Source organism: uncultured Salegentibacter sp., assembly GCF_963972535.1.
Lineage (GTDB): Bacteria > Bacteroidota > Bacteroidia > Flavobacteriales > Flavobacteriaceae > Salegentibacter.
In genome coordinates this window covers 1-18,896 of sequence record NZ_CAXAVR010000048.1, presented here as the reverse complement: position 1 = coordinate 18,896, position 18,896 = coordinate 1, and the positions used below count along the sequence as shown (strand labels likewise).

Below are 18,896 nucleotides of genomic sequence, written 5' to 3'. Positions count from 1 at the left end.
TAAACTTAATCACCTCTTTTTCGGTAAGTCCAAACTGGTATTCAATAGCTTCAAAAGGCGTACGGTCTTCCCATGCCATAGCAATTACCCGGTCTTGCTGCCGCTCATCTAATTCAAATTTTTTAGCAATCTTCATTTTTTACCCGAAATTTATAAAAATAACCAAGCTTGCCTACTTCAACATTGGTGAAGGTTTTTATAAATTAGTAAGAGGATTTGGGCGTTCCCCTATCGGGTCGGGCTTTCCGCTACACTCTTTTTGCTCGATAATCGAGATTTAATGATTTATGGTTTGTCTTGAAATTGAAGTTTTTTTAAATATTTCAGGTTCTCGCTCTGGGGTAGTTTGCTCGTACCTCACAAAAAGGATTTCCACTTCAATCCCTAACGCAAAAAAAAATGTTGATTATGAATTTATAATATGAAAACTTCTTTATTATGCCATTTTAAAGCTTCCGGTGATGGAAACCAATTTTCATTTTCTGGTAATAAAATTTGCTTTCCTTCAAAATCGGAGAGAGGAAAGCTAGAGTTTTCTTCCTCTATTGTTGGTGAAATTCTAACTAAGAAATCTGAATTAATTGTTAACAGACCACGATCGAAGGCCCGATGAAGTGTTGGTGATAATGCAATACCATTCGTGACTGTGTCATCATTCGAAATGCTGAAAGGATAAATATGGCATGCATCTACCATTTGAACATTTTGAGTAGAATTTATTTTTAAACCCGAAATACAACAGGTGTAATCGTAAATTTTGGGAATAGTTTTTTTAAACATTCCACCTCGCACGAAAATTTCTTCTTCAAAATCGCTCTGCTCCAAAGTTTCCCTTAATTGGGCAATATGACTCTGATAATATTCTTTAGGCTCATTTAGTATCTCGTTTTTAATTTTATCTTCTTCATAATAATTGTCTGGTCTTAAATAATTATTTCTAAAATCAGGAAAAAATGCTTCAATTAAAAGCTGCTCGAACCACAATTGGTTTTTTGGAAGCTGAAGTAAGAAACATAAATCCTTATCTATTTCAGCAAAGGCAATTGTTTCATTTAAGCTATTAAAGCTTTTGATACTTTTAGAACTTGTGGTTACGATATCTTTTCCCGGTTTAGGAACTAGATGCCAGAAGGGCTCTGATCTCATATGAAAAAATGTTAAAGAGAAATTTCGAGAATGACCAGTGTGTACAAGTTCTTCCCAATTTTGCTTAAAAGCCAGAATAATTTCGGAGGTAATAAATATTCTATTTGATTTAATCACTCCTTTAGCAATTAGCTGAATTATGGAGAGAAGAAGGATTGGTTTATGAGGTGCTCTACCTAGATTTTTACTAAAACCACGGGTGAGTTTTTTAAAATAATTCGAATATTTATAAATAATTTCTTCAGACATATTATCCTACTGCCAATTTCTGACTTTCTTTTAAAATATAAGAAGGCATTTCTTCATGAAGTTTCCATTCAACGTTCATTGGTTTAGCGCCTTTAGATTTCACGAAATCTGCTTCACCTAAAAAGGTATAAGACATTGTAAACCCATATTCATCCACGTTCTGTTCTCTAACAAATAAGAGTATTTTTTTTCCTTTATCCCGGTGCTTAATATAGGACTCGCCTTTTGGAGAATCTGGAGCAGTACTGTTTTGCGATTGCCAATGGAATAATCTCTTATTCAATGCATAATCTTCATACATTGTGGTAGGGGAATATTCTTTTTCAGTTTTTTTAAGTGTTACAAAGAGCGCTTCTATATTCAAATCTTTATTTTGAGCTACTCCTTCCCGGTTTGACGATTTCTTCTTAAAGCTACTCAAACCTAATGCTACTAAAATTTCTTCTCTATTATATCTACTATGAAGTTTTAAAGGGAAATCGAATTCCAAATCTATATCTTTTTCTACATATTCAATTTTTTCAATTTGATGTTCTATGAACTCCTGCATCTCCTGAAGCATAATTTTATTTTTCAGAAGGAAACGAATACTTTCTCTAACATTTGAGAAGCCTAAATTGGTACCAGTTTCTTTCCAAACGTCGTAATGAAACATTAGAAGCATAACCTCTTCCTCTTTGTTTAACAAATCAAGATTTATATTTTCCGAAATCAATTTTTTAATGAATTTCAAGTAAGTAAGAGAATTGGCGTGAATAAGTTTTCTTTGCAGACAAGCAGTTAATTCTTTCTCTTGAGGTTCATTAAAATCTGGAATTACTTTAGCATCTGCACATAATCTTTTCCAATTTCCTTTTTTATAGACCTGTCGGATATCTAAGTGGTGAAACTCTAAAAAATTATGTAATGTAAGCGGGAGTGTCGAATGATGTTTGAATCTTTGAATTTTCTGAAGAAGTTGAGGTCTTCTAAATTCAGTAGCCTCCCTAATATTTCGCAGAATTACTTCTTTAGCTTTTTTCTCTAGTACAATTGAGCATCCTAATGGAAGATGTGGAAATTCATCCTCGATCTCTGTGATTATAGATGTATGAGTTTTACCAACAAGCGCTCTAAACTTATGCTCAAAATCATACTCTGGCCTAGCATTTCCTACAAAATCAAGTACCGTTAAGCAATCTTTATCTTCAGCTAAGCGTAATCCACGCCCTAGCTGTTGTAAGAAAATTGTCAAACTCTCAGTTGGCCTTAAGAAAAGAACTGTATCAATATTTGGGATATCAACACCTTCGTTGAATATATCGACCACAAATAGATAATTAATTTCTTTTTTAATGAGTTTGTTTCTAACCAAATCTCTTGAGCCGCTATTTCCGCTAACGAGATAATCTGCTTTTAAACCAGAAAGAACAAATTTCTCAGCCATATATTTGGCGTGTTCCTGACTTACACAAAACCCAAGAGCTTGAACATCATTAATGTCGGTTAAATATTCTTCACAATTCTTTATAATGTCAGCTAATCGCCGATCATTTTCAGTATAAAGTTTAGTAAGCTCCTTTACTTCGTATTTACCTCGCCATTGAACGCTGGAAAGATCAACGGAATCGGAAAGTGCAAAATACTGGAAAGGACTAAGAAGCTTCCTGTTTAGGGCTTCAGGTAGTCTTATTTCCGCAGCAATTCTATTATGAAAATCTTCTGCTATGTCACCACCATCCATTCTTTCTGGAGTTGCGGTTAGACCTAAGAGAATTTTTGGATTAAATCTTTTTAAAATTGGACGATAGCTGTCAGCTTTAATGTGATGAACCTCATCTATAATTATGTAGTTGAAAAAATCCTCTTCTAAATCTAGCATTTTCAATCTACTGTGCAGTGTTTGAACAGATGCGAATAACTCATCATACTTTTCTGGTTCATTCCCATCTACCCAAAGTTCACCGAAATTAGCATCACGTAGAACGTGCTGAAAAGTAGCACGAGCTTGTACCAAAATTTCTTTACGATGGGCAACGAATAAAAATTTTGAGTATGGATTTTTGTTCTTAAATTTCTTAAAATCAAAAGCAGAAATAACGGTCTTTCCTGTTCCCGTAGCTGCAACTAATAAATTTTTATTTCGATTGTGAATTTCTCTTTCTGCCTGTAATTTAGATAAAATTTCTTCTTGGTAAGAATATGGTTTTAGTTCGAAGAAAGTGGTAATTTGACTTGTATTATATGAACTCTGTCTTTTAAGAGCAGTGCTTAGCTTTTCTCTATCTGTGCCTTTTTTATAAAATTCGAATTCAGGATCTTCCCAATAAGTTTCAAAAGTTTTTTGAAACTTATCTATAATATGACCTATTTCTTGGGTGGTAACTTTAAGGTTCCATTCCAGGCCATTAGTTAAAGCTGAACGAGAAAGATTAGAAGAACCAATATAGCCGGTATGAAAACCTGAATTTCGTAAAAATAAATAAGCTTTTGCGTGCAGCCTTTCGTGTTCTGAATTATAGGAAACTTTTATTTCAGTATTTGGAAGTGATGAGAGGTATTCCACGGCTTTTACATCTGTGGCACCCATATAAGAAGTGGTAATAATCTTTAATTTTTTACCGCCTCTGGTAAATTCTTCCAGTTCCTTTTTAAATATTCGAATTCCAGAAAATTTAATAAAAGAAACCAGCCAGCATATTTCATCGGCAGAAAGAATTTCTTTTTTAATTTCACTCTCCAAGGAAATTCCAACATTGTTTCCAGTAAATAGTTCGCTTTGACTTAACCGAGTGTATGGGGTAATTTCCTTCAGCCTGGCCTTCAAATTTGAATATGGAAAATCTAGTTTAGAAAAAACAGCCTGTAAAATCTTTCCTTCGTTTTCAATTAAATTTTCAGAGAATTCTGCACTCTTGAGCTCTTCTACTAAAAGATTTATAATTTTATTCGATAATTCAATTTGTTTTAACGGACGGTCTTTATCTTTGATTTCCTCCAACGCAAATTTGATGTTTTCACTCAAATAAGTACTCAAATATTGAGAAGCTTCTTCCTTATCTAAAGGTGTTTCGCTAACGTGGAATTTCTGTAAATCTACATTTTCGAGTTTATTGGAAACTAATTTAGTTATTAGCTGCTCGTAAAGGCCTGTTTCAAAACTCATTTATACTTATTGATATAATAATTAACAATTGGAATATCTGCTTCAGCCCAATCTAAAGATTTTAATTTTTCAATAGGAAACCATTCTACTTGCGAATGTTCTAAAAGCATAATTTTGAAAGTCTGCAAAGAACATCGGAAAGGTATCAATTGAATTTTCTTTGATTCAGGATAACTATGTTCGTTCGAGGGTAATTGTTCCAAAATTATAATCTCTACTCCTAATTCTTCTTTAATTTCGCGTGTGAGACACTCTTCAAGAGTCTCTTCTTTTACTTTTCCACCAGGAAACTCCCATTTATTTGGTAAATGCATTTTACTGCTTCTTTGCGCACACAATACTTTACCTTTATGTTCTATAATAGCACAAGCAACTTTTATCATTAAAGGGATTTAACAAGAAACTAATTCAATAAAGAAAATTATTTTTCAGGCTCGAAAATTATAAAGCTCAATTTAACATTTAATTTAGAAACGAAAAAAGGGTTTTCTGTAAACCGATAAAATTTTATTAAATCAAAATACTCATAACTATCTCTTCTTAAAATCCCGGTTTTACCAAAAGAATTCCCCTAACTTTAAAACAAAAAATGTTTCAGCAGCAATTCTTCTTAATATTAATATTCTTGGTTATGAGTAAATTACTTCTTTTCGATTTTAGCGTTACCTCTAACTGGAGTGCCTGGGAAGTAGAAAACGATGTAGTAATGGGGGGAAACTCCACTGCCAGGCTGGAACGCAGTGAGTCTGGCAATGCTATTTTTACTGGCCATGTTTCGTTGGAAAACAACGGTGGTTTTGCTTCGGTGCAGTATCATTTTCCATCTAAAAATATTAAAGGCTATAAAAAAGCGCTGATCTTGCTGAAAGGAGACGGGAAATCTTATCAATTTAGAATGAAGGCCAATTTACAGGATAGAGCTTCTTATATCTACACCTTCAAAACCACGGGAGAATGGCAAACAATTGAAGTTCCGCTAAAGGAAATGGAACCGGTTTTTCGTGGTAGAAAACTTGATCTTCCTAATTTTTCTGCAGAGAGTATTCAGGAAATTCGCTTTTTAATCGGGAATAAAAAAGCAGAAGATTTTAGGCTGGAAATTGATAAAATAGAGTTGGAGTAAGTATCTCGCTGAAAAAGATTTTCCGAATTAATTTATCGTTTTTCAGCGCCAATAAGTCTTAACTATCTTTCTATAAAAAACTAATAATAGGCAGTTTTCCTAATTGCTATGCTTTCACTTATCTTTGAAGTAAAACTACTTACCTATGAAAATTGTTGTTTCCCCGGCCAAAAGCCTGGATTACGAATCTAAATTACCTACTACCCGCGGCACTCAGCCTGCTTTTTTAGAAACCACGGTGAAGCTTAATCGCAAGATGGCGAGAATGACAAAAAATGAGATTTCAAAATTAATGGGAATCAGCGATAAGTTGGCCGATCTTAATTATACCCGCTACCAGGATTTTGAGGAAGAACACAACAAAAAGAATTCCCGCCCGGCGATGTATGCGTTTAACGGAGATGTTTACACCGGCCTGGATGCCTATACCATCCCCACCGATAAACTGGACCGCCTTCAGGATATTTTACGAATCCTTTCGGGACTTTATGGCGTGCTAAAACCGCTGGATCTTATGCAGCCTTATCGGCTAGAGATGGGAACTTCTGTAGGTATTGAGCGTAAGAATAATCTTTATGAAGTTTGGCAATCAAAAGTTACTAAACTCCTGAATGATGAAATGAAGGAAGGCGAACTTTTTATCAACCTGGCCAGCAACGAGTATTTTAAAGCTGTTGACACTAAAAAACTAAAAGATGAGGTGATCTCACCTGTATTTAAAGATTTCAAGAACGGAAAATTAAAGATCATCAGTTTCTTCGCAAAAAAAGCGCGCGGGGCAATGGTACGTTATATTATCGATAAAGACGTAAATACCATGGAAGAGCTAAAAAGTTTTGATTATATGGATTACCGTTTTAGTGAAGAACATACGGAGAAAGAGAACGAACCGGTTTTTATTCGTTAGTTCTTTTCAGTTTTCAGTAAGCAGTCTCAGTGGGCAGTGGTTAGGGTTCTTGAGTTCTCGGTTTTTAAGCAATTCTTGTATTCGTCATCGCGAGTTCGGAACGAGCGTGGCGATCTGTAGTTACAATTCCTTGTCACTTTGAGTTTCCGACGAGAGTCGGAAGTATCGAAAAGTGCTTTGTGTTTAAAAGTTAAGAGTGAAAAATTAAAAGGTAAGAGAAGAGAGAAAAGAATAAAGTTTCAGAAATCAGGATGTTTTTTGAAAATCCAAAACCGACAACTGACAACCGAGAACCCACAACTATTCTAGAACGGATTGCCACGTCGGCTATCGCCTCCTCGCAATGACGGAAATAAAAGAATCAAGAAAAAAGACTTTGAAAAATACCGCAACCCGCAACCTGCAACCCGCAACCTAAATACCCACAACTCAAAACCCATAACCGATTAACTTTTACCAATCTCCCAACAAATTATTAACGCTTCCTTGGCAGCTGAAAAAAGATTAGCGATCTAATTTCGTAATCGTATAGGAATGTTTTATTTCCGTGACGCACAACCTAAATCTGCCAATTTTGAAACAACAATACACAAAATTAATCCTGCTTTTTTCTGGGATTATTCTTTTAATTTTTACTGCCTGTAATAATAATGCACAGGAACCCAAGAAAGAAGTTCCACCAACGCAATTAGATACTATTTCAATGGAACCACCGGTTTTTAAAACTACTTACCGGTTAGATTCTATTCAGAATAAAGAACATTTGGATAGTCTTTTTAATGATTTTTCTGAAGAAGATGTAAAGTTGGTCTATACGCTAAACCGAATTGACGCTTATCGCGTTAAACCCGGTGCCAAACTAATAATTCCCGATTCTTTGGTAAAGGATTTGAATGTCTATGCACCTTTTCCAAAACTAATGAAGCCATTAGATTCAATAGAAAAAACCGTGATAATTTCAAAACGAATCCAGGCTTTTGCACTTTACGAAAATGGGAATTTATTGCATTGGGGTCCGGTGAGTACCGGGAAGCAAAGCACAGGCACACCTTCGGGTTTATACTACGGCAATTATAAAGCGAAGCGAAAAATAAGTACCATAGACCAATCCTGGATTATGCCTTATTATTTTAATTTTATGAATTTTGAAGGAATTGGGACACACGAATATACGCTCCCGGGATATCCTGCCAGCCACGGCTGCGTTAGGATGTACCGGGAAGATGCAAAAATGATTTACGATTGGGCCAATATGTGGGAATTAAAAAGTGATGTGATTGTACAAAATGGAACCCCATTTATGGTGATAGGTGAATATGATTATAATGATATTCAACCCTGGTTTAAACTTGCAGAAAACCAGGGAAGTAATGACTTAAACATGGCTGAGATAGATACGCTAAAAGTTTATGCCCAGCGTTATAAAAACGATCCTTTAAACTTTAAATTTGAAGACTTAAGCGACCAGGATATTGTGCTTTAGATGCTTTTAGATTTTGTATTTTAGTCAGAAATTCGTTTTTATGAAATTTAGATTTTCAATTCCAGTTTTATTTTGTGCATTTTTATTTTGCTTCGGAAGCCTGGTGGCCCAGGAAACTACGGTTATGGTTAGGGCCCTGGCAAAAGATGCGAAATTTATAGGAAGTTCTATTGGCGGCGCTAAAATTATTCTTAGAAATGCTGAAACGCGAGAAATCCTGGACCAGGGTTTAACCTCAGGGAGTACAGGAAACACCGAATTAATTTTGCAAACTCCCAAAAAGCGCTACGATAAACTCACCGATGAAAATACAGCGGGATTTGAAGCTAAATTAAATATAAAAGAACCTACGTTTATAGAGGTAGAAGCCCACGCACCGATTAATAAAAAACAGGCAAAAGTAATTTCGAGTACTCAACTATGGGTTATTCCGGGGAAAGATATTACCGGCGAGGGTGTAGTACTGGAAATCCCAGGATTTGTGGTAGATATCTTATCACCACAAACTCACGAACGCATTAAAACTTCTAATGAGATTAGTCTAAAAGCCAACATTATTATGATGTGTGGCTGCCCCGTTACCGAAGATGGTGTGTGGGATGCCAATCAATATGAAGTAAAAGCGATCATAACTTCAGAAGGAAGTGAAATTAAAGAAGTCAGCTTAAACCCAACCAATAAACCCAGTACCTTTGCTGCAAATACAAATTTAGAAAAAGGCTACTATACCATCACGATCTACGCTTTTGATCCCGTGACAGGTAATACCGGTGTAGATAAAACGAATATTATTATTAATTAAGTTTTCAGTTCTCAATTCTCGGTTGTGAATTCTCAGTTCTCAGTTTTCGGTTGTGAGTTTTCAGTTATGAGTTGGCAGGTGCTATTACTTCGTCAATGCACGCAAGAAACAAACCGGCGATCTTTTGATTGGGTTTCCTTCCGTCACTTCTAATTTCCGAGGGTAGAAGGAAGTATGGAAAAGAGCAAGACTGTAAGGACTTCTAAGGGTTCGCGCGCTACTCGAACTAACGCCTATAGATGGATCAATGAAAATTATTAGTGTATTCGTGGCTAAACAATAAGCCGAAAACAATAAATCAAGTACAGATTACCGCGTCCTGCTATCGCAGTTCTCGCAAAGACGGAAACTCAAAACTCCAAACAATAAACTGAAAGCTGCCAATTGCCCACTTAATTTTTACATTCAAAACATTTAATTAAATATGGGCTTATTTTTACGTCTTCTGAACCTTTTAGGGGTTTGTCCAGCAATTCTTTTTCAGAGATTATTCGGTGGAATTCTTTTGCGTATGCTACTAAATTTTCCCGGCGGGATTTAATCTTTTCAGCAATCTCTTTTCCATCTAATTCGTAGATTTCCCCGGCCCAAATTTTAAAAGCATCGGCAATAGCTTCATCAGTCATTAATTCCTGTAATTTTTTTGCTTCCGAGGTAAAGATTTCTTCAGGAGTATCAGTAAGGAAATAAACATCGTTAGGGTAAACCAATCCCGGCATATAATCTATTTCCTTTTCAAATGGCCGAACTTCCGGTTCAATATTCTCATTTGAAATTATTCCGGGAATAACGCCCTCTAAATTAAAAAAGGCATTATCCCTGTCACCGGCCACGGGAATGGCTTTAAAAGAATTATTTTCTTCCTGAATTACCCAGCCCCACTGCTTGGCGTGCCTGTCCCAATCGCCTACAAGCATATCAAATAATCGAGCCCTCACCAATGCATTTCTATCTATCGAAACTTTTTCAGGATGTTCATTTTTTAATTCCTGCAGGTTCTTGGTGTCAAGAATTTCAGCTACATTTTTATAATTTGTCCAGTTCTTTTCTCCTTCGGTTTCATATTCTAAAAGGAACAATCTATTGCCGTATTTCTCATTATATTTTTCGCCTAGAAAATCCTGTTTTGGAACAAAAACCACTTTGGGATGGGTGTGTAAAACATTTGCCTTTTCTGAAAGTGCAGCGGCGAGAATTGCGCCGTATGGGTGCGAGGCTGAAATTGCATCTATCACAATATTTTCCAGCCCAAGGCTTCGGGCAAATTCGGGAACGTGGGTAGATGGGTCTTTATTTACGCTACGCAGGGAATAAAGAAAACCCTCTTTATTTTTTAAACGGAGTGAATGAGTTTGGGTACCGCCACCTTCTTTTACGATTTTCATTCCGCCGTAAAGCGTATCGAGAAAAAGTACAGGAACTTTTACGGGAGTTGCCCAGGCTTCACGGTAATTTTCTCCCTGCATAATATTTTTAAGCGGATTGATTTTATATAAACTGCTTGCAGCCACTGTAACGGAGTCGTGCTCACGGAAATCTATATTTTCAATATCTTTAAAATCTTCTATTGTTGCGGTTTCAAATTCCTTATCGGTACCGGAAACCGAAAAATAAATAAGTCCTATAAAACCAATAAGAAGTATTAAAACCAGCCAAAGCAGCTTTTTCATTTTCTATAATTTATTGCAATTTAAAAATAGCAATAAAAACGAGGATAAGCATTTAAATTTGTTGAGGCTTTAGCGGAATTTCATTTAAAAGCTTGTTAAGTTGATTAAGGGAATGGGAAGCGATCAAACCTTTATGAATTTTAATATTTTGATCTTCCGATTCCAGTATAAAACTATTTTTATATTTTCTAATTGCGCTAAGTTTGGTGAGATCTATACTTTTAGGAAAAAGTGAATTTTTAGTAAGGATATTATTATTTATTTGGAGGTAGTGATATTTGTTTTCGTAGTACCAGGTGCCAATTTCTAAAAAGCCCAGGATTAACCAGGGATATATAAAAATAGCTGCTGAATCAATTATAAAAGCGATAGTACCAATAATTACCGATACGATGCCGTAAAGCAGTTTATACTTCAGTCTTTTTTGTGGATAATATATGGTCACAGCTTAACGTTTAAAATAATATTTGAATAGTACTAATATCAAGATCAATGCCTATTAAGAGACACTTTGAAATTAGATAAAAGGAAATTCAAATAAATTATGGTTAAGTTGCTGAAAAATTAGGGGGTAATTTTAATGAAATTAATAAAAAAACCTCATTATTTCAATAATTTTTTAATGTTTTCTTCTAACTCTTTTTCCCTTAAATTGACACCGACCACGCGTCCGTTGGTATTTATAAGATAATTGGAAGGTGTGCGTTTTATCCCATAATTTGTAAAAACCGGACCTTCCCAGCCTTCCAAAGCGCTAAGGTGTTGCCATTTTAAATTATCTTTTTCTATAGATTTAATCCAATCGGTTTGTGAAGTATCACGGGAAACCGCTACAATTTCGAGTCCGTCTGACTTATACCTTCGATATAATTTTTTTAGCTCGCGGTTTTGCATTTTACTGGGTTCGCAGGTAGACGCCCAAAATTGTAAAAGTGTTACTCTACCGGTTAAAGCTGAAAATTTTCGTGTTTCCCCAGTGGGTGTAGGTAATTCAAAATCTACATATTTTTCGCCAGGTTGGGGGATGGTATCATTATTTAAAATACTAAGGATTCGTTTTCCCAAAGCGCTATCCTGAATTTCTTCAGGAAAAAGATCAAAATAATGAGCCGTGGTTTCCTGTCCCCATTTTCCTGAAACTTCATACAGCATCCGGGCACTAATCAAAGCGTTGGGATTGTTTTTTATAAATTCTTCCTGGCGTTTTCTAAGTTCGGCTTCACTAATTTTATCATAATCTTCATAAACTGTTTTTATTTCGTCAACTAATTCTTGAGAAACAGAGCCGGTAACTTCGGCATCCTGGAAATTGGTATTGCTTGCATCAAAACGCATAGGTTTGTCCTGTAGCCATAATTCTTTGAATTTAGAACGATCTTTAGTGTGCAGCATTACCCACATTCTGGATTCGGGAAGTTTAGTTTCGAATTTAAAGTTATTATTCTGAACTTCTGCGGAATCCAGCGTACCTTCATTTACCAAATCCCGAAAATAAAGCCAGCTGCCATCTTTTATATTATTTGTTTTACCGGTTAAAGAAAAAGAGGATTCCTGAGCCGTACCAGAAAAGAGGCCTAATACAAGCCCCAAAAGGAGAGACGTTAACCGCATGATTTATTAGGTTTTGGAAATTAATTTAGTGAAAATAGCGATTAAAAATTTAAAAAAAATATAGCATTGAATCTTCCGCGATAGGTTGCTTTAATCGTAGCGGTTTAGAAAGAGGTATATTTCTATTAAAGTGATTCCTATTATTTAGGCTCGGGAAATTTCCACTTCCAAAACTTGAATTTTCCAGTGAGTAGAAACGGGACTCCCACACCAGTTAAAGCTCCGGCAAAGAAATTTAAATTATAAAATGCAAAGTAGGAGCTCCAGAGGAGCCCTACGAGTATAAGAAAAAGGCCGACTAACCTAGCTGTATTCACAGGGGAAAATTTTAAATAGCTTAACCAAGAACAATAACTTCTAAAGCCTGGTCTAAAAAAACAACCAGCATAAACGCAGTGAAAATAATTCCTACTAATTTTAAAATATTGATTCGATCTTTCATGATTAAGGTTTTTTAGTATTTCGATAGATATTTTTTGATGCTGCTTTCCTGAAGAAATTCTTATGAATTGAGAAAGCAATATCTTTCGAATAATCGGTTTTAAATAACTCGATTTTTGTAAAACTAGCGGTAAATATAAGGAAATTTTAAACTTTTAGCCAAATTTATATTTTTTCCGGAGGATTTTATATGGTTTTTGGTTAGAAAATTAGTGGTAATGTAAGACTAGATTAAATAACTCTTTTAATGAAGATAAGGTGAAAAAAAGATTAAGGAATATTCGTTAAACCGGGTTATTCCAGCCTTCTAAAGCAGCCTCTATGGTGAAATCCGGGAAGTAGATTGCAATAATTATGAGAGCTATTATTCCCAGGATTTCTAAGAAAGTATAATTATGTTTTCTGTTAGTCTTATGATTTTCCATACCTGATTTTAGTGATAAGTAGATAAAAATATTAAAATGTTACAGAAAACCTTTAAAAACACTACTTGGGATTGTAAGGTTTATTCCAATTTAAATTCACAATGACGATGCCACTGTTTTCCATCGTGTTTTAGCAGTGTAAATGATTTCGCGTTAAAGGAAGCCTGAAACTCACGTTTTTTAAAATCTGCCCAGGCATCAGGAAATTGTTTATAATGAAGATCTCGCGAAGCAAGCGTAATATGCGGATGAATTTTAGAAAATTTCTCGTGTTTCTTTAACTGCAAATTTGCTGAGATTACTTTTTGCAATTCGGTGTGAAGAATTTTTATTGGCTCGTGATCTTCAATATTTATAAAAATCACTTTTTGGTTAAACCTGCCAAAATCCTTTAAATCTACCCGGAAGCTTTTCTGTTCTTTGACAAAATCTTCTAAAATATCAATAAATTTATTCTCTTCCGATTCAGAAAGCTGAAATGGAATTTGAAGGGTAATATGCGCCGGCAATTTCAACGCATTTGTAGCTTTATATTTTTCAGCAATCTCCTGCTTCAGCGATTTTACTCGCTTACAAATTTCTTCCGGGGGAATTAAAGCGAGAAAATATAAAGGCATTTCAGATTGAATTTTCAAGAGTTAATTCTATTCTCTTCCTCTTACAAAAACCGTTTTCTTATTAAAATAATAGATCAATAAGCCAAAAGTGAATAAAAGTAAATTTTGTACAAGGCTATCTACCATAAAATTTAAATCATCTCCCATTGCGATTTTTATGAGCTTTCCTATAATTGAAAGCCCGGGGCCAACCATCATGATAATTGCCCAAAAGTGGATGGCCATTTTTGCAAGTCGGTGTTTGTTAAATAGTAAATATAGCAGCGCTAATTCTATAACCACCGCAATTAAACCGAGGTAATTTCCGGAAATAACCATATAGGTATTCCAAATAAGTATTAGGAAAATATAAATAATGAGCAGTCTATAAAACCATTTGTTTTTAAAAACTGTTTCCATAAATTATTTAGAAGCTTTTGCAGTTTTTGGGGTGAAATCCATAACCTTTTGATGCCTTAGCAAATCCTCAAAAGTTTCGCGCTCCCTTATTAAATGGCCTTTACCTTTATACCATAAAACTTCTGGTGGGCGGTAACGTGAATTAAAATTGCTGGCCATTGAAAATGAGTAGGCCCCGGCATTGCTAAAAGCAAGGATATCTCCTTCGGTAATTTCGGCAATTCGGCGGTTATTGGCAAAAGTATCGGTTTCGCAAATATAGCCTACCACCGAGTAAAACCTGAATTTACCATCGGGATTAGATACATTTTTAATATCGTGATGAGACCCGTAAAACATGGGGCGAATTAAATGATTAAACCCGGTGTCTACCCCGGCGAAAACCGTGGAGGTGGTTTGTTTTATCACGTTCACTTTAGCAAGAAATTTCCCTGCCTCACTCACTAAAAATTTTCCCGGTTCAAAAACTAAAGTAAGTTCGCGCCCGTATTCTTTGCAGAAATTCTTAAAACGTTCGGTTAGTTTTTCACCTAATTCTTCAATATCGGTTTCAATATCATTTTCACGGTAGGGCACTTTAAATCCGCTCCCAAAATCAAGAAATTCAAGGTTTTTAAAATTTTTAGCCGAATCAAAAAGAATTTCTGAAGCACGTAAGAAAACTTCAATATCAAGAATATCACTACCGGTGTGCATATGGATCCCGTTAATATTCATCCCGGTATTTTCAACAATACGCAGCAAAAGCGGCATTTGGTGAATAGAAATTCCGAATTTAGAATCTACGTGGCCTACTGAAATTTTAGAATTTCCGCCGGCCAAAATATGCGGATTTATACGAATACAAACCGGTACATCTGGATGTTTGGCTCCAAACTGTTCCAGGATAGAAAGATTGTCTATATTAATTTGCACTCCCAATCGTACCACCTGTTCAATTTCTTCTAAAGAAACTCCGTTTGGCGTATAAATAATATCTTTTGGAGCAACCCCGGCTTTTAAAGCAAGCTTCACTTCCTGTACCGACACTGTGTCCATACCACTTCCTAAAGAATTTAAATATTTCAGGATAGAAATATTAGAAAGCGCTTTTACCGCATAATGAATGCGTAAATCTTTAATTTCAGAAAACGCATTTTTAAGTCGGTTAAACTGAAAAGCAATTTTTTCGGCATCGTAAACGTAAACAGGGCTTCCAAATTCTTTGGCTACGGCGAGCAGATCTTGATTGGTCATAACAATTGAAAAATTTAAGTGGCAAAAAACAGGAGAAATTTCAACTTCCACAAGTGCAAGTCTCAAAAATAACGAATTCCCCGAAATTGTTAATATTTAAAGAGTAGATACTTTAACTCGCGGTGGCTACAGCGCTTTCTTTTCGTTTTCTAATAAGAATAATCGCGAGGGCTATAAATACACCTAAACCAGCCATTACAGCGCCAACAAGAGATGCCGAGGTAAAGCCATAACCAAAAGCAATTGGTAATCCTGCAAAATAAGCTCCAGAAGCATTTCCCATATTAAATGCACTCTGGTTCATTGAAGATCCCAAACTCTCTGAACCCTTTGCAGAGTTGATCATTACCATTTGAATAGGAGTGGAGAGACAAAAAGCGATAGTAGCAATAAGGAAGGTCATAATCAAAATTGCAATTTGATTTTCGGCAACATAAGCATTGGTAATTAAGGCAAACACCATTAAAACCATACTCATAATTACTGCGTAAATAGGAGAGAATTTCTCGGCAAGCTTAGCGCCAATAAGGTTTCCTATTACCATTCCCACACCGGCGAGAATCATAACATAACTAACAAACCCTTCGGGGTGTCCTGCTACATCGGTAATTAAAGGCGCTATATAACTGTACCAGGCAAAAAAGCCGCCAGTACCAATAGTGGTAAGTAAAACCACCATCCAAAGTTCGCCACGTTTTAGCACATTCAAATCTTTCCTAATACCTTCAGAAGAGGATTTTGGTAATTCAGGCATCCAGAATTTTACACTTGCAATGGCCATTAAACCCACAATTCCCACCAACATAAAAGAAACATTCCAACTATAATTATGGCCTAAAAAAGTACCCAACGGCACGCCAAATACATTAGCCAGGGTGAGCCCCGTGAACATAATGGCTATAGCTTGCGCCGATTTTCCGGGTTTTGCTAATTGGCCGGCCACTACCGCGCCAATGCCGAAGAAAGCCCCGTGTGGTAAACCCGATAGAAAGCGGGAAACCAGTAATAACTCGTAAGAATTGGCAAAAGCTGAAAGTGAATTAAATACCGTAAACCAAACCATAAGAAGGAGCAGAGTTTTATGCGCCGGCCATTTCCCGCCAAAGGCAGTAAGCAAGGGCGCTCCAACTACTACCCCCAGGGCGTAAGCAGAGATAAAATGCCCTGCTTGTGGAATACTGATCTCTAATGCCGAAGCTACATCGGGAAGAATTCCCATAATCACAAATTCGGTCAATCCAATGCCGAATCCCCCAATAGCCAGTGCCACAAGTGCTTTATTCATTCTTAGGTTAATTTTTAAGCAAAGGGCAAAATTAAAAGGGATAAACTTAATAACACATAATTTACTCAAAAAATTACGATAAGCTTATAGTAGCGAAATCGCAGTAATGACGGGGATTTTAGAAATCTGTAATCCTTAAGGAAATGCTAAATTTTCTTCTGGCTTTAGATTATGGCAGGGATGGGGATATCCTAAAAAAGATTGGTACAATAGCTATACATTTGTTACTTTTGCTAACCGTAATTAATACTGAAGAAATAGCTGATTATGAACATACACGAATATCAAGGAAAAGAGATTTTAAGCAGTTTTGGCGTACGCATTCAGCGTGGTTTAGTTGCACATAACGCAAAAGAGGCCGTAGACGCCGCCAAAGAACTAACCGAACAAACCGGTACCGGATGGCACGTTATTAAAGCCCAGGTACACGCCGGTGGACGTGGAAAAGGTGGTGGTGTAAAACTTGCCAAGAACCTTAAAGAAGTTGAAGAAGTTGCTGGTAACATTATTGGAATGAACCTGGTAACACCACAAACCTCTGCTGAAGGTAAAAAAGTACACCAGGTATTAGTAGCCGAGGATGTTTACTATCCTGGAGATAACGAGCCTGAGGAATATTACATGTCTGTATTACTTAACCGTGCAACCGGCCGTAATATGATTATGTATTCTACCGAAGGTGGTGTAGATATTGAAACTGTTGCTGAAGAAACTCCGCATTTAATTTTTACTGAAGAGGTGGATCCTGCAACAGGACTTATGCCTTTCCAGGCAAGAAGAATTGCCTTTAACCTGAAACTTAGTGGAGCTGCTTTTAAAGACATGACAAAATTTGTAATGTCTCTTTATAAAGCCTTTGAAAAATCTGATTCTTCACTTTTTGAGATCAACCCGGTTTTAAAAACCAGTGATGATAAAATTCTTGCAGTAGATGCAAAAGTAACCCTTGATGATAACGCACTTTTCCGTCATAAAGACTATGCTGAAATGCGTGATATTCGTGAAGAAAATCAAACTGAAGTTGAAGCTAAAGAAGTTGGACTTAACTATGTAGACCTTGACGGAAACGTTGGTTGTATGGTGAACGGTGCCGGACTTGCAATGGCAACAATGGATCTTATTAAGCAAGCTGGTGGAGAACCTGCAAACTTCCTTGACGTTGGTGGTACAGCTGATGCCAAGCGGGTTGAAGAAGCTTTCCGTTTGATCTTAAAAGATGATAAAGTAGAAGCGATCCTGGTAAATATCTTTGGAGGTATTGTTCGTTGTGACCGTGTGGCACAGGGAATTGTAGATGCATATAAGAATATGGGAGATGCTGTTAATGTACCAATTATTGTACGTTTACAGGGAACCAATGCAGATATTGCCAAGAAATTAATTGACGATAGCGGATTTAAAATCCACTCTGCAGTACAGTTCCAGGAAGCTGCAGATAAAGTACAGGAAGTACTTAAATAATCTCGGAGTTCGGGATTTCCTATTGAATTAAGACTGTCTAAAGTTTAATCTTATTAACCCGTCATTCTGAAACAAGTTCAGGGTGACGATAGGAAATAAGAAAAACTTTAGGCAGTTTTTTTGTGTCCTACTGTAACAGCTTAAATAAGAAGATGGTCTCTTGGTTATAAACCAATTAAATCATTCATCATGAAAAAGCTAGTAGTTATTTTAGGAATTATCTTCATCGGTCTTAGTAGTTTTACTTCTGTAATAGACAAACCGGATAAAGTTCTTGTTAAACAGATTTATGCAATGCTGGATGATCTTCCGTTGGAAATTGAGGAAGAACTTCTGGTTGAAGTAAGACTGATTAATGAGCTAAATCGAATAAAAGTGTTGTTTGTTGAAGCTGAAGATCCTTTAGTGAGAAAACTAATTAGAAAGCGATTAGATAAGAATACACTGGCAATACCTTTTAAAGTTAAAGGTGCTTATCGCTTGCCAATTAGAATTAAAGTATAAAATAATCGGCATTCTGACCCGAAGAGCCAGGGATATTTCAGTATTCAAATAGACCCTGAAACGATCCCGAAGCTTCGGAACAGAGTGATGAAAATTACAGAACCGGTTCATCACCGGTTTTTTTGTTCTCAGATAAGTTAAAATTTCCTGAAATTAATATAAGTCTGTAACATATAGAGGTTTAGGCCGGTCTTTATAGTATAACCTTTAAATTTTATTATTATGAAGACTTTAAAATTAGTATTGTTTGCATTGACGCTTAGCGCCGGAAGCTTAGTTTACGCCACTCCGGGAAATTCACCTGAAACTTCAGATTCCTTTAAAAAGGAAATCCAGGATTTATTAAAAAATATTGAACTTGATATTGAAGAAGAAGTGGTGGCAAATCTTGT

At 36.0% G+C, this 18,896-nt stretch carries 18 protein-coding genes; 6 read left to right on the top strand and 12 right to left on the bottom strand.

The window, feature by feature from the left end; genetic code table 11:
* The 4 genes from AACZ30_RS07830 to AACZ30_RS07815 form a co-directional block, all read right to left on the bottom strand.
* On the bottom strand, window positions 1-136 hold a 136-nt coding region (locus tag AACZ30_RS07830), incomplete at its 3' end, for a DUF2805 domain-containing protein (protein WP_339648671.1).
* Window positions 137-414: 278 nt separating this feature from the next.
* The gene (locus AACZ30_RS07825) at window positions 415-1,395 is read right to left on the bottom strand and encodes an HNH endonuclease (RefSeq protein WP_208226176.1); all 981 of its coding nucleotides are present in this window, start codon (window positions 1,393-1,395) and stop codon (window positions 415-417) included.
* Window position 1,396: 1 nt separating this feature from the next.
* The gene (locus AACZ30_RS07820; RefSeq protein WP_339648669.1) at window positions 1,397-4,540 is read right to left on the bottom strand and encodes a DUF3427 domain-containing protein; all 3,144 of its coding nucleotides are present in this window, start codon (window positions 4,538-4,540) and stop codon (window positions 1,397-1,399) included.
* Window positions 4,537-4,923, bottom strand: a complete 387-nt coding sequence (locus tag AACZ30_RS07815; RefSeq protein ID WP_339648667.1) for a (deoxy)nucleoside triphosphate pyrophosphohydrolase — start codon at window positions 4,921-4,923, stop codon at window positions 4,537-4,539. The genes AACZ30_RS07820 and AACZ30_RS07815 overlap by 4 nt, the downstream gene beginning before the upstream one ends.
* Before the next feature lie 248 nt (window positions 4,924-5,171).
* On the opposite strand from AACZ30_RS07815, the gene AACZ30_RS07810 reads away from it, so the two are divergent.
* From AACZ30_RS07810 to AACZ30_RS07795, 4 genes are all read left to right on the top strand, one after another.
* Window positions 5,172-5,663: a CIA30 family protein gene (locus tag AACZ30_RS07810; protein ID WP_232228857.1), complete on the top strand. Its 492-nt coding sequence runs from the start codon at window positions 5,172-5,174 to the stop codon at window positions 5,661-5,663.
* A gap of 145 nt (window positions 5,664-5,808) precedes the next feature.
* A complete protein-coding gene (yaaA, locus tag AACZ30_RS07805; RefSeq protein WP_339648665.1) occupies window positions 5,809-6,570 on the top strand; it encodes a peroxide stress protein YaaA in 762 nt (253 codons plus the stop codon).
* 574 nt (window positions 6,571-7,144) lie between these two features.
* Window positions 7,145-8,053, top strand: a complete 909-nt coding sequence (locus AACZ30_RS07800) for a L,D-transpeptidase (RefSeq protein WP_339648663.1) — start codon at window positions 7,145-7,147, stop codon at window positions 8,051-8,053.
* Between the two features lie 40 nt (window positions 8,054-8,093).
* Window positions 8,094-8,855 (top strand): hypothetical protein, encoded by a 762-nt coding sequence (locus tag AACZ30_RS07795; RefSeq protein ID WP_339648662.1) that lies wholly within the window; start codon window positions 8,094-8,096, stop codon window positions 8,853-8,855.
* Between the two features lie 392 nt (window positions 8,856-9,247).
* Here AACZ30_RS07795 and AACZ30_RS07790 read toward each other — a convergent pair whose 3' ends face one another.
* The 8 genes from AACZ30_RS07790 to AACZ30_RS07755 all read right to left on the bottom strand — a co-directional run bounded on the left by AACZ30_RS07790 (window position 9,248) and on the right by AACZ30_RS07755 (window position 16,539).
* Window positions 9,248-10,525, bottom strand: a complete 1,278-nt coding sequence (locus tag AACZ30_RS07790) for a hypothetical protein (RefSeq protein WP_339648660.1) — start codon at window positions 10,523-10,525, stop codon at window positions 9,248-9,250.
* 52 nt (window positions 10,526-10,577) lie between these two features.
* Window positions 10,578-10,970 (bottom strand): hypothetical protein, encoded by a 393-nt coding sequence (locus AACZ30_RS07785; protein ID WP_339648659.1) that lies wholly within the window; start codon window positions 10,968-10,970, stop codon window positions 10,578-10,580.
* A 158-nt stretch (window positions 10,971-11,128) separates the two neighbouring features.
* Window positions 11,129-12,136, bottom strand: a complete 1,008-nt coding sequence (locus AACZ30_RS07780) for a TlpA disulfide reductase family protein (RefSeq protein ID WP_339648658.1) — start codon at window positions 12,134-12,136, stop codon at window positions 11,129-11,131.
* Window positions 12,137-12,861: 725 nt separating this feature from the next.
* Complete coding sequence (locus AACZ30_RS07775) at window positions 12,862-13,002, bottom strand: hypothetical protein (protein ID WP_339648657.1); 141 nt, start codon at window positions 13,000-13,002, stop codon at window positions 12,862-12,864.
* 80 nt (window positions 13,003-13,082) lie between these two features.
* Window positions 13,083-13,619: a 2'-5' RNA ligase family protein gene (locus tag AACZ30_RS07770; RefSeq protein WP_339648656.1), complete on the bottom strand. Its 537-nt coding sequence runs from the start codon at window positions 13,617-13,619 to the stop codon at window positions 13,083-13,085.
* A gap of 27 nt (window positions 13,620-13,646) precedes the next feature.
* Window positions 13,647-14,018 carry a hypothetical protein gene (locus AACZ30_RS07765; RefSeq protein ID WP_339648655.1) on the bottom strand — a complete coding sequence of 124 codons (372 nt, stop codon included), beginning with the start codon at window positions 14,016-14,018 and terminating at the stop codon, window positions 13,647-13,649.
* Between the two features lie 3 nt (window positions 14,019-14,021).
* Window positions 14,022-15,254, bottom strand: a complete 1,233-nt coding sequence (gene lysA, locus AACZ30_RS07760) for a diaminopimelate decarboxylase (protein WP_339648654.1) — start codon at window positions 15,252-15,254, stop codon at window positions 14,022-14,024.
* Window positions 15,255-15,366: 112 nt separating this feature from the next.
* The gene (locus tag AACZ30_RS07755; RefSeq protein WP_208226164.1) at window positions 15,367-16,539 is read right to left on the bottom strand and encodes an MFS transporter; all 1,173 of its coding nucleotides are present in this window, start codon (window positions 16,537-16,539) and stop codon (window positions 15,367-15,369) included.
* 267 nt (window positions 16,540-16,806) lie between these two features.
* On the opposite strand from AACZ30_RS07755, the gene sucC reads away from it, so the two are divergent.
* Together sucC and AACZ30_RS07745 are read left to right on the top strand one after the other, a co-directional pair.
* The gene (gene sucC, locus AACZ30_RS07750) at window positions 16,807-18,000 is read left to right on the top strand and encodes an ADP-forming succinate--CoA ligase subunit beta (protein WP_208226163.1); all 1,194 of its coding nucleotides are present in this window, start codon (window positions 16,807-16,809) and stop codon (window positions 17,998-18,000) included.
* Between the two features lie 189 nt (window positions 18,001-18,189).
* The gene (locus tag AACZ30_RS07745; protein ID WP_339648653.1) at window positions 18,190-18,504 is read left to right on the top strand and encodes a hypothetical protein; all 315 of its coding nucleotides are present in this window, start codon (window positions 18,190-18,192) and stop codon (window positions 18,502-18,504) included.
* The last annotated feature ends 392 nt before the right edge of the window (window positions 18,505-18,896 follow it).

Bases quoted from the DNA above. Each gene is read 5' to 3' on its own strand.
- AACZ30_RS07825 (WP_208226176.1), bottom strand. From the start codon at position 1,395: ATGTCTGAAGAAATTATTTATAAATATTCGAATTATTTTAAAAAACTC.
- AACZ30_RS07820 (WP_339648669.1), bottom strand. From the start codon at position 4,540: ATGAGTTTTGAAACAGGCCTTTACGAGCAGCTAATAACTAAATTAGTT.
- AACZ30_RS07815 (WP_339648667.1), bottom strand. From the start codon at position 4,923: ATGATAAAAGTTGCTTGTGCTATTATAGAACATAAAGGTAAAGTATTG.
- AACZ30_RS07810 (WP_232228857.1), top strand. From the start codon at position 5,172: ATGAGTAAATTACTTCTTTTCGATTTTAGCGTTACCTCTAACTGGAGT.
- yaaA (WP_339648665.1), top strand. From the start codon at position 5,809: ATGAAAATTGTTGTTTCCCCGGCCAAAAGCCTGGATTACGAATCTAAA.
- AACZ30_RS07795 (WP_339648662.1), top strand. From the start codon at position 8,094: ATGAAATTTAGATTTTCAATTCCAGTTTTATTTTGTGCATTTTTATTT.
- AACZ30_RS07790 (WP_339648660.1), bottom strand. From the start codon at position 10,525: ATGAAAAAGCTGCTTTGGCTGGTTTTAATACTTCTTATTGGTTTTATA.
- AACZ30_RS07780 (WP_339648658.1), bottom strand. From the start codon at position 12,136: ATGCGGTTAACGTCTCTCCTTTTGGGGCTTGTATTAGGCCTCTTTTCT.
- AACZ30_RS07775 (WP_339648657.1), bottom strand. From the start codon at position 13,002: ATGGAAAATCATAAGACTAACAGAAAACATAATTATACTTTCTTAGAA.
- AACZ30_RS07770 (WP_339648656.1), bottom strand. From the start codon at position 13,619: ATGCCTTTATATTTTCTCGCTTTAATTCCCCCGGAAGAAATTTGTAAG.
- AACZ30_RS07765 (WP_339648655.1), bottom strand. From the start codon at position 14,018: ATGGAAACAGTTTTTAAAAACAAATGGTTTTATAGACTGCTCATTATT.
- lysA (WP_339648654.1), bottom strand. From the start codon at position 15,254: ATGACCAATCAAGATCTGCTCGCCGTAGCCAAAGAATTTGGAAGCCCT.
- AACZ30_RS07755 (WP_208226164.1), bottom strand. From the start codon at position 16,539: ATGAATAAAGCACTTGTGGCACTGGCTATTGGGGGATTCGGCATTGGA.
- sucC (WP_208226163.1), top strand. From the start codon at position 16,807: ATGAACATACACGAATATCAAGGAAAAGAGATTTTAAGCAGTTTTGGC.
- AACZ30_RS07745 (WP_339648653.1), top strand. From the start codon at position 18,190: ATGAAAAAGCTAGTAGTTATTTTAGGAATTATCTTCATCGGTCTTAGT.